12 protein-coding genes and 4 pseudogenes are annotated in these 15,889 nt (G+C 35.7%); 8 read left to right on the forward strand and 8 right to left on the reverse strand.

Features of this window, described 5'->3' with window-relative positions; genetic code table 11:
* Window positions 1-5: 5 nt before the first annotated feature.
* A complete protein-coding gene (gene fabD / locus AAGD59_RS06335; protein WP_265027884.1) occupies window positions 6-986 on the reverse strand; it encodes an ACP S-malonyltransferase in 981 nt (326 codons plus the stop codon).
* 128 nt (window positions 987-1,114) lie between these two features.
* Here fabD and rpmE point away from each other — a divergent pair, with 128 nt between their 5' ends.
* The 3 genes from rpmE (at window position 1,115) to AAGD59_RS06355 (ending at window position 3,930) form a co-directional block, all read left to right on the forward strand.
* Window positions 1,115-1,318 carry a 50S ribosomal protein L31 gene (gene rpmE / locus AAGD59_RS06340; RefSeq protein WP_007548602.1) on the forward strand — a complete coding sequence of 68 codons (204 nt, stop codon included), beginning with the start codon at window positions 1,115-1,117 and terminating at the stop codon, window positions 1,316-1,318.
* 38 nt (window positions 1,319-1,356) lie between these two features.
* The gene (locus tag AAGD59_RS06345) at window positions 1,357-2,151 is read left to right on the forward strand and encodes an NAD kinase (protein ID WP_141457245.1); all 795 of its coding nucleotides are present in this window, start codon (window positions 1,357-1,359) and stop codon (window positions 2,149-2,151) included.
* A gap of 315 nt (window positions 2,152-2,466) precedes the next feature.
* On the forward strand, window positions 2,467-3,930 hold the full coding sequence (locus AAGD59_RS06355; RefSeq protein WP_015589260.1) for a hypothetical protein: 1,464 nt from the start codon (window positions 2,467-2,469) through the stop codon (window positions 3,928-3,930).
* A gap of 265 nt (window positions 3,931-4,195) precedes the next feature.
* Here AAGD59_RS06355 and tnpC read toward each other — a convergent pair.
* From tnpC to AAGD59_RS06375, 4 genes and pseudogenes are all read right to left on the reverse strand, one after another.
* Window positions 4,196-5,558, reverse strand: a pseudogene (gene tnpC, locus AAGD59_RS06360) (IS66 family transposase).
* A 205-nt stretch (window positions 5,559-5,763) separates the two neighbouring features.
* The gene (gene pnp, locus AAGD59_RS06365) at window positions 5,764-8,037 is read right to left on the reverse strand and encodes a polyribonucleotide nucleotidyltransferase (protein WP_141457247.1); all 2,274 of its coding nucleotides are present in this window, start codon (window positions 8,035-8,037) and stop codon (window positions 5,764-5,766) included.
* Window positions 8,038-8,051: 14 nt separating this feature from the next.
* Window positions 8,052-8,324 carry a 30S ribosomal protein S15 gene (gene rpsO, locus AAGD59_RS06370; RefSeq protein ID WP_006279944.1) on the reverse strand — a complete coding sequence of 91 codons (273 nt, stop codon included), beginning with the start codon at window positions 8,322-8,324 and terminating at the stop codon, window positions 8,052-8,054.
* 12 nt (window positions 8,325-8,336) lie between these two features.
* Window positions 8,337-8,666 (reverse strand): hypothetical protein, encoded by a 330-nt coding sequence (locus AAGD59_RS06375; protein ID WP_227738555.1) that lies wholly within the window; start codon window positions 8,664-8,666, stop codon window positions 8,337-8,339.
* 229 nt (window positions 8,667-8,895) lie between these two features.
* On the opposite strand from AAGD59_RS06375, the gene AAGD59_RS06380 reads away from it, so the two are divergent.
* From AAGD59_RS06380 to AAGD59_RS06390, 3 genes are read left to right on the forward strand one after another with little or no spacing between them, the layout of a single operon-like run.
* Complete coding sequence (locus tag AAGD59_RS06380) at window positions 8,896-9,243, forward strand: ferredoxin family 2Fe-2S iron-sulfur cluster binding protein (RefSeq protein ID WP_012673282.1); 348 nt, start codon at window positions 8,896-8,898, stop codon at window positions 9,241-9,243.
* A 7-nt stretch (window positions 9,244-9,250) separates the two neighbouring features.
* On the forward strand, window positions 9,251-10,291 hold the full coding sequence (locus tag AAGD59_RS06385) for a hypothetical protein (protein ID WP_015589262.1): 1,041 nt from the start codon (window positions 9,251-9,253) through the stop codon (window positions 10,289-10,291).
* A complete protein-coding gene (locus AAGD59_RS06390) occupies window positions 10,275-10,661 on the forward strand; it encodes a cytochrome c-type biogenesis protein CcmH (RefSeq protein ID WP_015589263.1) in 387 nt (128 codons plus the stop codon). The genes AAGD59_RS06385 and AAGD59_RS06390 overlap by 17 nt, the downstream gene beginning before the upstream one ends.
* A gap of 230 nt (window positions 10,662-10,891) precedes the next feature.
* On the opposite strand, the pseudogene AAGD59_RS06395 reads toward AAGD59_RS06390, so the two are convergent.
* From AAGD59_RS06395 to AAGD59_RS06405, 3 genes and pseudogenes are all read right to left on the reverse strand, one after another.
* Window positions 10,892-11,880: pseudogene (locus tag AAGD59_RS06395) on the reverse strand (IS630 family transposase).
* Window positions 11,881-12,094: 214 nt separating this feature from the next.
* Window positions 12,095-12,313: a transposase gene (locus AAGD59_RS06400; RefSeq protein ID WP_265027883.1), complete on the reverse strand. Its 219-nt coding sequence runs from the start codon at window positions 12,311-12,313 to the stop codon at window positions 12,095-12,097.
* Between the two features lie 41 nt (window positions 12,314-12,354).
* Window positions 12,355-13,176: pseudogene (locus AAGD59_RS06405) on the reverse strand (IS982 family transposase).
* Between the two features lie 85 nt (window positions 13,177-13,261).
* Here AAGD59_RS06405 and AAGD59_RS06410 point away from each other — a divergent pair.
* Window positions 13,262-13,582: pseudogene (locus AAGD59_RS06410) on the forward strand (transposase); the annotation flags it as partial.
* Window positions 13,583-13,977: 395 nt separating this feature from the next.
* Window positions 13,978-15,885 (forward strand): excinuclease ABC subunit UvrB, encoded by a 1,908-nt coding sequence (gene uvrB, locus AAGD59_RS06415; protein ID WP_141457217.1) that lies wholly within the window; start codon window positions 13,978-13,980, stop codon window positions 15,883-15,885.
* Window positions 15,886-15,889 lie beyond the last annotated feature (4 nt).

A 15,889-nucleotide genomic window follows, 5' to 3' on the forward strand; every position in this document is an offset into this window, starting at 1 on the left:
GTGTTTTAACTTAATCCAACTTTTAAATTTTTCGCTGTTAGTACTAATGATTCATTAAAGAAGCTGTCAATATCACCAATACTATCTATATTTTTTGTACTGATAGATTGGTCAATTCTTTTGACCAAATTAGATAAAACTTTATTAGGGCCAATTTCAACAAATTTGTTAATGCCACGGCTTGACATATACAAAACCATTTCTCTCCATTTCACTCTGCTTACAACTTGCTTGGCGAGTAAAGTTTTTATAACTTTGGGATCACTCTCCTCTTTAGCTGTAACATTTGATATCAAAGGAACTATAGGACGGGTTATTTTAATACCCTTCAAAAACTCCAAAACTTTTTCATCAGCAGGTTTCATAAGAGATGAATGAAAAGGCCCACTAACCTGTAATTTAATTAGTTTCCTCACACTCGAGTTTTTGAATAAATCGGGTAACATTTCAAGAGCTTCTCTAGTGCCACTTATAACCACTTGTCCGCCACTGTTATCGTTTGCAATTTCACAAATTCCGTCAATTTGAACTGATTTCAATATATCTTCCACTTCATTTATCTCTGCTCCAAGCAACGCAACCATTCCGCCTTTACATTTCAGTGAAGCTTCATGCATTGCTTCGCTGCGAACTTTCAGCAGCTTGATTGCAGACTCAAGCGTTAACGCTCCTGCAGCACACAGCGCTGTATATTCGCCAACTGAATGCCCACAAACATATTTAACATTGTGATCAGTGAAAAGAGATTTGCCAAACACATGCTCCATAACACGTAGCATTGCAATTGATACTGCCATTATAGCTGGCTGAGCGTTTTCTGTAATGGTTAATTCTTCAATAGGACCGTTGAAGATTAAATGAGACAGCTTTCCATCCAATATGCTATCTACTTCATTAAATACTTGTCTTGCAACAGAAAACTCACTATATAAGCTCCTGCCCATTCCTACAAACTGAGAGCCCTGACCAGGGAAAGCGAAAATCATGATAATTATTACTTATTCCTTATTAAGTATAACATTTTATTTATTTTTTGTCAATATTTTAGAATAATGATTGACTTAGTGAATTAAGTTCACTAGAATGTTAACTGACTAAAAGTTTATAAACAACAATGAATTATCATAAAATTATTATAGTTATGACAGACGGTCAAGAGTTTGAAACTCGTTCCACTTATGGAAAGGAGGGAGATAGGGTAAAACTTGATAGAGATCCTCTTACTCACCCTGCATGGACTGGAAGTTTGACAAGCGGGTTAGCAAGTAAAACTAGCAAATTAGCTAAGTTTAACGATAAATATGGAAGCATTTTCTAATTCTCCTCCTCTTTAAGTTTTAGAGAGTTTACTGAAGCATGCATAAATACAAAAATATAGGCTATGTTGCTTCTCCATCACCAAAATCGCAGGAAGTATCTAAACTATTAAAGAAACTTAATTTTATCAATATAACAGAAGAAAATAAGTCCGAAATCGATCTATTGATAGTTGTTGGCGGTGATGGCTTTATGCTACGCACCTTGCATAATTACGTTATAGAAAATAAAAACATGCATGTGTATGGGGTAAATACCGGCAATGTTGGGTTTTTGATGAATAAATGCTTTAGCCGCAGTGAAGATTTAATTGATCATATAGAACATGCAACTTCAACTCAGTTAACTTTGCTAAAAATGGAAGCAACAGACACAAGTGGCAAGAGGTATCACTACATAGCGGTAAACGAGGTATATGTTTTTAGAAAAGCAAACCAAATAGTAGAAATGAATATCACTATTAATGATAAGCTAAAAGTAGAAAAATTTAGAGGGGACGGAGTAATATTATCTACTCCCACAGGTAGCACTGCATATAACTTCTCTGCCGGTGGCCCAATCTTGCCGCTAAATTCAAATTTACTTGCATTAACCTCTATCAATAGCTATTACCCAAGGCATTGGAATGGAGCGTTAATATCAAACGATACAATCGTACAAATTGACATTAACGACACAAAAAACCGTCCAGCACTTGTAGTATCAGATTACAAAGAATTTCATGATATATCACAGATAAAAATACAAAAAGACCATGAGAACACAATCACTTTGCTTTTTGACAAAGATTACCCTCTGAATGAAAGAATCTTTGATAGACAATTTCTATACTAATAATGTATCTGTTCAGATACATGGCTAATGTACAAATATTGAAACAAAAATTCCAGTGCCCCTGTGATGTCATTCCAGTGCTTGACACTGGAATCCAGCTTTTGATCAAAAATGTTGTATAGTACACAATCAAATTTTCTGGATCCCAGTGTCTGGGCACTGGGATGACACCCATTTGTTCCTATAGTTGTCTTTTCTCGTCTACCTTATTTTGCCACTCTGCTAAACAGATACATTATCTGTAAATTGGTATTTACTACATCTTAATAACTATAGCGTAATCAATGCAGCATAGTAATTAACTTTGGAGTGAATATGCATGGGTCAGTCGAAAAATCAACAGTAAAATTAACTTCTTACGAACAAACAGGTGACAATAGCAAGATAACACTAAAAGATCCACCATCGCCTGAAGAAGCAGGAAATGCTATCTCAAGTGTACTGAATGTAGTACCACGTGTGCAGGGAATGTCACATGAAGAATCAGATGATGAGGAAGTGGATCCTACTTATGCATCTGTAAATCGACAAAAAGATGGTGATGGAGCACCACCGATTTTGCCAAAAGCTCCAGGTTTACAAGACAAAGAAGACAAAAATTTGTTTGGTCTTAGTACTGAAGTACTACCTCCTTCCCTAGAAGAAACAAAAGGTGAGACTCATGATTGGGTATCACAAACAGCAAGTTTAGGTTTAGGAGGATTATCTGGTAATGGATCAGAAGAACATATTTATGCAGCTATAGACCCAAATGCAAAATCTTCGAAAAAGAGTTTAGACAGTGGAATAGGTGGTCAAAACTCAAAAGATGATTTAGGTGCGTCTTCAAATACTTTACCATCGTATAAAAGCAAAGATGACTCTGAAGAGTCTTTGTCACTAAATTCTGATATAGGTAGCACAACAAATAAAAAAACAAACAGATTCTTGCCAAGAGCAAAGTATGCCATGCAGCAGAAGGGTTTTATAATTTTTGGTGCAAGTGCTATTATACTCAGTATATCTGCAGCTTTATTATATTTACAAGATAAAGCAAAATTTATTGCATTTTTTACAAACAGCCCAAAATATATCACTATACCAGTTATCGCACTTGCTGCATTGCTTGCAATTGGTCCAATATTTTTTGCAACAAGGCAATTTATAGATACTGAAGAACATTCCATTCAAAAAAAAGATGCGGATAAAATTTTAGCTGAGGTGTTGGAGCACCAGCCAAAAGATAAAGCTATAAAATCTGTAAGACTGGAATATAGCAATGGCACTCATTCAAATTTTGTACTTAATGCTTGGGAAGCTAAACAAGGCTTCACTAACATTGACGAAAAAGTAATTACTAGAACTAATAAAATAAAATCAGTAATTAACGACAGACCAATATTTACTGCATTATTTACTGGTGTAGTTGCTGCAAATATAGCGTTTCCTCTAGGGCTACTTGCAACACATGGTGTTAATGGTGTACAAAAATTTTACCAAAACCCTTTGACTAATAACATAGGATTATCATTACTTATAGGTTCTGGTATACTTGCATTACTCATTGTGGGTTTTGGCATACATTATTATAGAAAAACAAATTGCACTAATCTTATATATTCGCAGGAAAAGATTGACCCTGAAAGCGTTAACAAGAAATTCATTGAAGAAATAAAACACGAAAGAACAAATGTTCTTGGGGAAAACCACGGTAAAGACGCTAAACGCAGCAGCTTAACGCTTGAGCAAGTTGTGGTTCAATCTCATAATTGTAAGGATGTTGTTTATAGTGTCGGTTAATAAAATGCATGATATAGCTAGTGCAGCCCTACGTCATACCGCCGCAGACCGTCATACCGCGATTCATTCGCGGTATCTCTAGATCCCGCTAACACGTAGCGGGATGACGATTGTCAGGGTAGCACCTCCCTCCCCTGTCATCCAAGTAGCTGACACTGGGATGACAAAAAAAGGAGCACTGGAATGACATCACAGGGGCACTGAAATGACATCCTCCTAGTAGAGATCGCTTTTGTAATTGCAACATTCACGTGTATCCGTTCAGCTAAGCGGTGTAAGAGATGATAGATAAGAGGTTTTGGAAAGGATTGAGACCCCTTTGTTTCCATGTCAAGTATAATGAAATTATCCGTTCAAGGAATGCATTTCCCCGCTTCGATTGGGTAAAATATGAATTTTTGCGATAAACGACATAATGCCGAATTTGCTGTTCAGCATGGTTATTTGTCAGCGGAATATTTTCTGGGTCATCTAAAAATTTCCACATCATTCTTTCAGATTTCAAAATATTCTTTGCAACTCGAGAAGCTCCAATTGCTTCAGGTAAGCGAGATATTTCCTTCAAATAATACCTTGTACGTTTTCGCAATTTTCTTGCACGTCTGGCAAATCTTAAAATGTCTATCTCATTTTTTAGTAAAGCTTTTTTTAGTGCAAATAATTCAGTAGTGACATCTCTTACATAACAGCCAAGAATCTTAACTTCAATGTTCCAGCTATGAGCCAGCCTTTCAAAATCTCTTATTAAATAAGCCCAGCAGATTTGCCTTTTCTTATCATTAAAGTAGTTGTAGGCTGAATATCTATCAGTTACTATCAAACTATTGCGATTGCAAAATGTGCTGTCTTGCAAAACCTTCATTCCTCTTGATTCTGTCAATTTTACAAAACTTGCCGTATTGCTTGCAAACATCCAACACCAGCCAAGTTTTCCTTTGTTATAGTGACTGGTTTCATCGATATGCAAAACCTCACTTCTGCTTATTTCTTGTTCGATTTGCTCATATGTTTTTTCGCATTTTAATGCAACTCTGTGTTCACTATTTGATATGCTGCCAACACTTATGTTCAAATTAAAAATGTCATTTATGATACTAGCCACTTCATGCTTTGAGTTTTTGTAAAATCCGCTGAGTGCTGCAATTATAGACTTAACCCTTGGACCAAATGTATCTGGCGTAACACCTTCTGGTAACTTGCTACTTTTTCTTTTTCTGCATCTCCAACAACGACCATGTTCCAATTACTACATAAGGCCTAATTTCCGGAAGATCAACTTTTTGGTGAACATAAGGTTTTTCGCATATTACAAGCTCTCCTCCGCATTCGCAAATATTAGGCAACTCTATTTTTACTACTTTATCCGCTTCCATTGTAGCATGAAAATTTCCTTTATGCTCAACCTGATCGCCAACATTCCTTTCGCTTTTTGGCTTGTCCTTTTTTGTTTTGTACAATTCTTTAGAGCTCGGTAGAGATGAATTTTTCGAGTTTAAACCAAGCCTTTCCTTTAATTCAGCGTTCTCTATCTTTAAAGCTTTATTTTCTGCTTTTAAGTTTTCTATCTCTGCTTTCAGTTTTTCTATTTTTTGCTGTAAATTTTTGCAAAGTTCTAAAAGGTTTACCACATTACCTCACTTTTGCTCTATGATTATCTTTTTAGATCACTTTGTCTACCTTATTCTACCACTCCGCTGAACGGATACCTTGGGTTAGCTATAGCTAACACCACAATTGTACTAACATTGTGATTTGAGAACAACCTTCACCAGAAAGGGTGTCATTCCAGTATTAAGCACTGGAATGACGAGAGGTAACGCAAGAAGTTTACTCTTAATAAAAACCTGATGATGAATCATTATTACCAAATTTCGGCCTATTTCTGTTGCTGAAACCAGAACGAGGACGAGGAGGCCTCTTATGGTGACTTCCTCCAGGTTTTCTACTAAATGAATTATTGTAATAATTATCCCTGTCATTTGGACCATCTTTCCTTTCCTCGTTGTAAAGCTCACCTTCAAAAAACTCTCCCGTCTCTTGATCAACCCGACGTCTTGACAACTTTGGACACCCACCTTTTTCGAAGTCAATTACTAGTGCTTTGAAAGTATCATCTTGTTTAAGTACGCTCTCTATAGAATCTATATGTTCATTAGCTACTTCACTTATGTGCATTTTTCCTTTTCTGCCATTAAGAAATTCAAGCTCTACAATAGACTTCTCTATTCTTACAACCTTGACATCAACTATAGAACCTTGTTCTAGTTCTGTTATTGAATCAATCATCATACTCTTTGCAATTTCAGCTTCAGTGCCACTCGTAGCAAAAACAGAAACTTTACCATCATCTCCTATTTCAATTTTTGCATTACTTCTTTCACACACACTGCGTATATTTTTCCCCTTAGAACCTATAGCAGCAGAAATTTTGTCTTTATCTATGTAAAATGATAACATCCTTGGTGCATGGTCTTTGACATCATCACTGTGTTCTGAAATCACTGCATTCATTTTTTCTAAAATAAGTAATCTTCCAGCTTTTGCCTGTTCTAAAGATTTTTCAACAATTTCAAAGCTTATACCAGAAATTTTCATGTCCATTTGTAGCGCCGTAACCCCTTCACTAGTTCCTGCTACTTTAAAGTCCATATCACCAAGATAATCTTCATCACCAAGTATATCGGAAAGTATTACATACTCGTCTTTATCTTTGATGAGACCCATAGCAATTCCAGCAACAGGGGCCTTTATTGGCACACCCGTATCCATTAAAGCAAGAGAAGTCCCACAAACTGTTGCCATAGAAGAAGAACCATCAGACTCCAAAATTTCGGACACTACTCTTATTGTATAAGGAAATTCAGACTTATCGGGTAAAACAGGATGAATTGCTTTCCAAGCAAGTTTGCCATGACCGATTTCTCTTCTTCCTGGTGCACGCGCAGCAGAAGTTTCTCCAACAGCAAATGAGGGAAAGTTATAATGCAACATGAAATGCTCACGTCTATCCCCTTCAATATCATCCACAATTTGCTCATCTTGAGTGGTGCCAAGAGCAGTAACAACCAGTGCCTGAGTATTGCCTCTTGTAAATAGTGCAGAACCGTGAGTTTTGGACAGAATATCAACTTCAACTTCTATCTGACGTATCTCATCATGCTTACGACCGTCTATCCTTACACTTTTCTTCCTAATTATTTCACGTACTAAAGATCTTTCAAAATTTTTTACTGCATACGTAATTAACTTTTCGTCTTTTCCAGTTTCTTTAAGAGTATTCAATATATTCTCTCTGATCGCTTCTAGAGCTTGAACTCGCTCTTGTTTTACTGTTTGCGAATATGCTTTTTCAAAATCTTTACCGTATTTTTCGAGCTCTTGTGTTATATCTGATGCATCAATAGGGGCAAAGCTCTCAGGTTTATTGCCAATTGTATCAGCAAACTCTTTTATGAGCTTAATGACAGGCTTAAGGTGTTCATGGCCAAATTTTATTGCATTAAAAACATTTTCTTCAGAGAGCTCTTTCACTTCTGATTCAACCATTAAAATTGAATTTTCATCACCAGACAAAAACAGATCCAAGCTGCTTGCTTTCATCTCTTGAACAGAAGGGTTGAGTATATAGTTATTATTTTCATCACAACCAACCATCACTCCAGCTATAGTAAAGTGAAAGGGAACACCAGAAATTGCAAGAGCTGCAACAGCACCAATCAATGCTGGCACTTCAGGAGGATTGACTGTATCATAAGTTAATAGATTGCACACCACACTAATTTCATCATGAAATCCTTCTGGGAATAGTGGTCTTATACTTCTATCTATTACTCTTGAGATTAAAGTTTCTCTATCAGATGGCTTGCCTTCTCTTTTAAAAAACCCGCCAGGGATCTTACCCATGGCATAGCTTTTTGCGATAAACTGCACATTTAAAGGTAGGAAATCAACGCTTTCTTCCTTCTTTTTACGTACAACAGTTACTAAAACAGAAGTATCACCGTAATTTACAACTACTGAACCATGAGCTTGGCGTGCTATTTTTCCTGTTTCTAAAGATAAGGCACGACCACCCCACTCTATAGATTTTTTTATAATTTTAAACATATTAAATTCCTCGATTATTTTCTAATGCCTAACTTCTCTATTAATTCCTGATAGGCTTCATTACCAAATTTACGCTTTATATAATTTAAGTGCTTGCGTCTTCTACCTATCAATATAAGTAAACCACGCTTAGAGTGATGGTCATGCTTGTGCACTTTAAAATGCTCAGTTAAGTTACTGATCCTCTCGGTCAAAATTGCACATTGTACAAAAGATGAGCCTGTATCATCTTCTTTAATTGCATATATATTTATCAAACTCTTTTTCTTTTCGGATGTTATCGACATCTAAACCTCATTTTAAATATTAAAAACACGAATAGGTTTCACACAACCATAAATAAAACTGCAGATTGCAATAGGTACACTACCCACCACCGTACAACAAATATCATGATTCTTTAAATTACGCAAGTTATTTAATACAACTTCCTGACCTTTTCTGATTTTCCCCGCATCTTCTAGGGAAATTTCAACTTTGAACATCGATTTTAAAGCCGATTCAATGGGGATGACGAAACTTTTTGTATTACTCCCTGTCACTCCATCATCTTCTGTCATCCCACCCCCCTCTGTCATCCAAGTAGCTGACACTGGGATGACGAGAAAGGAGCACTGGAATGACATCATAGGGGCGCTACCATCATAAAGGAACCAGTGTCAGCTACTTGAATGACATCATAGGGGCGCTGGGATGACACCCTGACAATCGTCATCCCGCTGCTTGTTAGCGGGATCTATGCTAAAGGAGATACTTGGATAACAAGAAATATAGGTACTGGAATTGTAAAGAGTTTGCAAATATTAGTTATTACCTGTAGGATATAAAGAAATTAGTAAGGATTTTAATAGGAATAATATGCCATCTGTTACTTTTATTTTACCTGATGGGAGTAAGAAAAGCTATGAAGCTGCAGAGGGAGAAACTCTGCTCAATTTAGCCCACAGAAGTGATCCAGATCTGCTTGAAGGTGCATGTGAAGGTTCTCTTGCTTGCTCTACATGCCATGTAATTGTTGATCCAAAGTTTTATAATGCTGTAGAAATACATAACCCTATATCTGATGAGGAAAATGATATGTTAGACCTAGCTTTCGGCTTAACAGAGACGTCGAGGCTTGGATGCCAAATAAAAATCACAAAAGATATCGACGGCTTGTGTGTAACCATACCAAGGGGTACAAGAAACATATCATTAGATAAATAGGGGAATCATGCGTAAGATTTTTATCTATATTATCATCTCTTTACTTTTGTTTATTCCTGTAGCGTATAGTGGTTTTTGGTATTTTTCTGCATGTAAGGTAAAAAATCTTTTAGCTGAAACAATACTATACATTAACGACGAAAAATTTGATATTTCACATGATTTTAGTGGATTTCCTTCTAACCTAATTTTCCGTGTGACAAACCCAAAATTTTCCAATGAGCAATTAACCATCTCATCTGATGCTTTATTGATAAAAAATAGATTGTTTGATAAATCAGTATATATCTACATACCAAGCAATGAAGTCAACATTGCTGTTCATGATGATGAGAAAAAGAATATAAAATGCCACACAAACGATAGCAGCCACTTTGTTGTTAGACTAAACGATTTACCATCTTCATTGCGATTCAACAAAAATAGTACCGTGATAGACTATATAGATACACTTCGTTACGAAGATTATGGATTAAAATGTGATGTTTTAGAAAATCAGCAAAGTGTTATAACTGAAGTGAATGATAAAAGCAATTACATTCAATTTCACCTCGATAAAGAACCAAGTGGAAATACTAAACTAGGATTTGATTTTTATACTTATCGGTATAAAAATACTGCAAGTCCTGAAAGTTACCTTAGTATCGACACTAAATTTGATTACGAATTTGTAAACCACATCTCAGCTTCCAGAATTAATTTCAACATAGAGAAATTTTTAATTCAAAGTAATAATTTTTCTCTTGCTGCAGATGGTGGAGTGCGAAATTATAATTTGGTTACGTCTTCATTTAAAGACAAAATCAACGTGGCTATATCAAATTATAAAGAATTAATCTCGTTTATGATTGGTGACTCAAAAACTTCAGATGCGTTTGAAAAATTAATGTCTTCCTTATCAGAAAAAACAACTGATGATGGCATTCAATTTTCAATAAAGTACGATGATGATGTAGGGTCAAGCTTTATTGGAAAGTTATCCACCACTGATTTTATGAACCAGCTCAGTAAAATAACCCAATTAACCAAGGATGAGAGCAGTAGTTAGTTTACTTTTCATATTGATATTCCACTCAGGCGTAAACGCTTTTACTCTGGATAATAAACTCAGAGATAAAAGCATGGAAAAACGAGCAACCAGTTTATTTGAAATAATAAGGTGTCCAATATGTTCTGGCGAATCATTGTCTGAATCTGGATCTCAGATCGCGTATGATATGCGAGAAGCAATTCGTAAAAAAATCAATGATGGATACACAGATGAAGAGATAATCTCAGAGTTAAAAAATTCTTACGGCAATTCAATTATAATCGTACCGCCTATAAAATCTAGCACTTACATTTTGTGGTTTATTCCACTTACAACTCTGCTTATTGGGTGTTTTTTAATACAAAGATACATCAATACAACCACTTAAACCTTTTATATATAGCTAAAGTGACTTAGGTTCTCTAATTGCACATAAGTCAACAATAATTTTCACACAAATCAAAACAGCATATCTTCTCCATAATCCTTGGTAATTTTACATAAGTTAAAAGTAGCATATGGTTCTCTCCGCGGTCTGAGATGACAATAAATTTGTCAAGCCGCATTATACTTGTTAGGCGGAAGTGGACGGCAACATGTTTATACCAATTCTCATTACTAGTGAATCAAATAAGCGGCATTGCAGAGTTTTTTAATTGTGGAGTGAGAAAGAGAGGTAATAAATTTGCACAAAGCGCTCTCAAGCAAAGCAATTGTGTCGTAGATTTTGTTACGCAAAATGTTCTGTTTTATATATAACCAAAACCTCTCAACAGGATTGAGGTCAGGTGAGTATGGTGGTAGGTATATAATGTCGATATTTTTAGGTACTTTTAAATTTTTTGACTTATGCCAACTAGCACAATCCATGATAAGAAATGCCTCCCTTGTTCCTAAATATTGTGACATCTGCTCAAGGAATATATTCATACAATCAGTATTGACGTTTGAGCTAGAACTTTCTCCATTTCTGGGATTAACTGCACTATAGAGATAAAAATTTTGCCTACCTAGTTTTACCTTAACCTGTGTCCTAATGCCTTTTTTAAACCACCCGTGTCCAATCTTTGAATGTGTGCCAAACCGCGATTCATCGAAGAAAAATAGCTCTTTTTCAGGATACATGACAATAGTTTCATTAAGATTTTTTTTTAAATTCCTCTTGTTTACTTTTATCTTGTCCGTTATGCACTGGTCTTGGTGTGATATATGAGAATTTCATTCTTTGCATATTACGGTGTACTGTAGATTTGCTGATATTCAAACCAAACTTTTCTTGAATTCTTATTTTCATTTCTTTTATAGTAATATTGGGGTTTTCCTCTATCCACACCTCAACTTGTTCACGTTGACTTTGATTCAATATAGTTTTTCTACGGCGTTGAGGCGGAGCAAATAATTTTTCTTCTCTGCCAAATTTTAGGTCATGCAGTAAGTGCCTTTCTTGAAATGCAGCATATCTTTGCTACGGCTGTTATACTGTGCTTTTTTGCTGCAATTACAGCATTTAGTTTTTTTGCAACATATGCGTTATTTCTTACTTTCTTCAGCATTTCTTTTGCTGATTCCACCACTTTTTCATCCAATAATTTTGATCTTAATGCCATTTAAACCTCGCTACTTTACTTACTTCAGTATGGCTTTTTTTCTATTATTGTCTATCCGTTACTTGTGTAGCGGGAATTGGTATTACCACGAAGTCTAACTAAGTTCTTGCTTGTCCCTTCCATCGGCATTGCTATCTTTATTTTCAATAAAATTATTGTCCTATGCTCTTTTGATGTTTATTGATAATAAAATTCTGTTTTATCAACCAACATCCTATGCATAATTACAGCTAATTTTCTTGCTACTGCTACAATTGCTTTTTTCATTCCTTTTTTCTTCGCAACCCCAGTTTTTTAATTTAAATGTCCTCTTGGTAACTGTAAGCATTGTTTGTGCAGCTTCATATAACATACTTCTACATTCCGCTGGTCCCATCTTTGATATGCTGCCATGCCGATCAACTTCTCCAGAAGAATATTGCCTTGGTCTCAACCCTATATACCCCAGTTGCGGATTAGCCAACGAAGTAAAGCTTAGAAATGCAGCGGCTGTATGGAATATGAAACAAGCGTAGAAAAAATGTGTACCAAAAAATTTATCGGTGATCTATGGCGAGTATGCTCAATCTCAAATTTGTTTTTCAGAGAGCCAAAAACTGTCTCAATAATCGATCTTTTTCTTAACAAAATCTTCTCATTTAGCGCCATTAATGAGTTTTTCGTACCCTTTTTTATACTGGTTACAAGCTTTAACCCTCTATCGAATAATTCGTGAAAAAGATCTTTTTTGATATATCCTTTATCTCCAAACAATAATCCAGTCAATTTCTTAGTTAAATTTGGCACAGGTATCAACGTTGCCTTTTATCACCGTAACCCCTTGAATTTCGCCAGTTTCATTGATTACTAGATGTACCGAAAAACCACCCATAAGTAGTCTTTCCAATCTTTGCCAACCCTTTGAAAACTTTGTTTCTCGAGGTCCTTTTTGGATGGCAAACAGCGATAGATGTTGCATCTATGTACGAAATCCCTGTCACTTTTGACTGTTCGCAAAACCATTGCATTAAGAGCGCTAAATACCATAAAATCCGCGATTTTAACCTGATAAACCTACTATAGGATGGCAATTTTGGAAACGCTGATTCGTATAATAATTTCAAATAATGCACATAGAAAATTTTAAAATTGTCGCACTTGATATAGCAATATTATGGTAAAAATCTCTGAATGCGTAATCTCTGGCGTCCTGGTTGGTTTTTTGCCACTTGGTAGAAGTTTTTCTGCAAAATTTTCATCGACTGTATTGCAAAAATCATCGACTATACAAAAGATTTCTGTTACTTTCTCTTTCATTGGTAACCTCCTATTTTAGGAATGAATATCAAATACCTCGGAGTTTACCCTATTTCCTTACCTTTTCTATTTTTTCTAATTTACAACTGGGGTTAGCAGTGCTGTGAGAATGGTTGAAAGCGCAAAAGAAAACCTCTCGGAAGTTAAAAATATACTGGTCGATGCAGGTTATACAGGAGAAAATTTTGCAACTAAAATAAAAACGATTATTGGAGCAACTGTAGAAGTAATAAAACGAAGTGAATTACATTCCTTTGCTGTATTGCCACAAAGATGGGTTGTAGAGCGATCTTTCGCTTGGTTAGAAAAATGCAGACGATTGTGGAAAAATTGCGAGCGAAAACTTAACACTAGCCTACAAATGGTCGTTCTTTCCTTCATTTCTCTTCTATTGAGAAGATTTTAAACAGGTTCTAAATCTTTATTTTAAAAATGTCATATTGACCACCGGTACCTGAAAATACTATTCCAATTGATCAGAGCTATCCATTTCCTTAATTTTTGTAACGTTGTCATAGGAGTACTATAACTTTAGTATCAACTATGTTTTATTGTTTTTGCATCTAAAAAAATTTAGCTTATTCAAGCAGCATTTTGCCTTTTTTTGGATGTAGGGATTTTTTAGGAATTGTCTTCTTGAATTCTATGGTATTTTGTTTAACATTGAAACAAGATTCCAGTGTCAGCTACTTGCATGACATTGTTGGTTAATGTTTTATGGCTTTACGATAGCTATACAACTTATCTTAAAAGCAATATAGTGTTTACTATACAATGAATCAAAGATAGTAAGTAAAGTCTATGGAATTTCAAATCGCTACACATTTTCAACCGGCTGGGGATCAACCACAGGCAATCGATAGCTTAATTGCAGGGCTAAATAGCAATAAAAGAGATCAGGTTTTGCTTGGAGTTACTGGTTCTGGGAAAACTTTTACTATGGCAAATGTTATTGCAAGGACAAACAGGCCTGCATTAATTATGGCACACAATAAAACTTTAGCAGCACAGCTTTATGAGGAAATGAAAGGATTGTTTCCCCATAATGCTGTTGAATACTTCATTTCTTATTATGATTATTATCAACCTGAAGCCTATTTACCACAAACTGATACTTATATCGAAAAAGATTCTGCAATTAACGAAAGAATTGAGATGCTGCGTTATTCCACCGTCTGCTCCCTTTTGGAGCGCAGGGATACGATCGTAGTTGCCAGTGTTTCCTGCATATACGGTCTTGGTTCGCCTGAGAGCTACCGCAGCATGATCATACCGCTTAGTGTTGGAAATAAAATTCGTATTAATGATTTCCTGAGCAACTTAACTGATCTTCAATACAAGCGCTCTGATGCCAGGTTTGAGAGAGGATATTTCAGAGTGCGCGGCGATATTATTGATATATTTCCTTCCCATTATGAAAATAAAGCTTGGCGTTTATCGTTATTTGGCGATGAAATAGAAGAAATTTCTGAAGTTGATGCTATAACGGGCAATGTTACCAAAGGCGTAAATAAAATCACCATTTTTCCAAATAGCTATTACATAACCCCGCGTGAGGCTTTGTTGCAGGCAATTGAACTAGTCAAAAAAGAGCTGCATGAACGCTTGGATTATTACTACTCGCAAAATAAGATTGTTGAAGCAAAGCGCCTCGAGCAACGCACTAATTTTGATATCGAAATGATGAGAACAACAGGAATATGTAAAGGTATTGAAAATTATTCGCGTTATCTCTATGGAATGGAAGCTGGGGATCCACCGCCTACTTTGTTTGAATATTTACCCAAAGACGTAATTTTATTTGTTGATGAGAGTCATGTCACCGTTCCTCAGGTTGGTGCGATGTACAGTGGTAATGAGGCGCGTAAAAAGAAATTGATTGACTATGGCTTCAGGCTCCCTTCCGCTTTTGATAATCGTCCATTAAAATTTGAAGAGTGGGAGGGAGTTAGGCCGCAGACTGTTTACATTTCAGCCACTCCAGGAAAGTATGAGTTGGCAAAGACCAATAATGTATTTATAGAGCAAGTTATCCGTCCAACAGGGCTTACAGACCCAATCTGCATTGTAAAACCAATAGAGAGTCAAATTGATGATGTAATTCATGAGGCACAAGTGACAATAGGGAAGGGATTTTGTGTTTTAATCACTACATTGACGAAAAAGATGGCTGAAAATTTAGCTGAATATATGAGTGAATTGAATATGAGAGTGAGTTATTTGCATTCTGATATTGCTGCGCTGGAGAGAATAGAAATTATATACAAATTGAGATCTAAAGAAATCGATGTTTTAGTAGGTGTTAACTTGCTGAGGGAAGGTCTTGATATTCCAGAGTGTGGGTTGGTTGCAATTTTGGATGCTGATAAAGAAGGATTTTTGCGATCGGAAACTTCATTAATTCAAACGATTGGTCGTGCTGCACGTAATGCTGAAGGTAGAGTAATTTTGTATGCAGATAAAATCACTGGTTCTTTAGATCGTGCATTGAGAGAGACCGAAAGAAGAAGAAAAAAACAAGAAGAACATAATATATTGCACAATATTATCCCGAAGACTATAATAAAACCTATATCAAACACCTTACAGGAGAGGGCAATAGCAGAACCGAAAGTAAATACTAATAAGGATGATTTGAGAAAGCAAATGATAGAGCATGCTAAAAATTTGGAGTTTGAAGAAGCAGCAAGAATAAAAAAATTATTGTAAGGTT

Origin of the sequence: Wolbachia endosymbiont (group A) of Cephus spinipes, assembly GCF_964026895.1 — a bacterium.
In the GTDB taxonomy this organism is placed as follows: domain Bacteria; phylum Pseudomonadota; class Alphaproteobacteria; order Rickettsiales; family Anaplasmataceae; genus Wolbachia; species Wolbachia pipientis.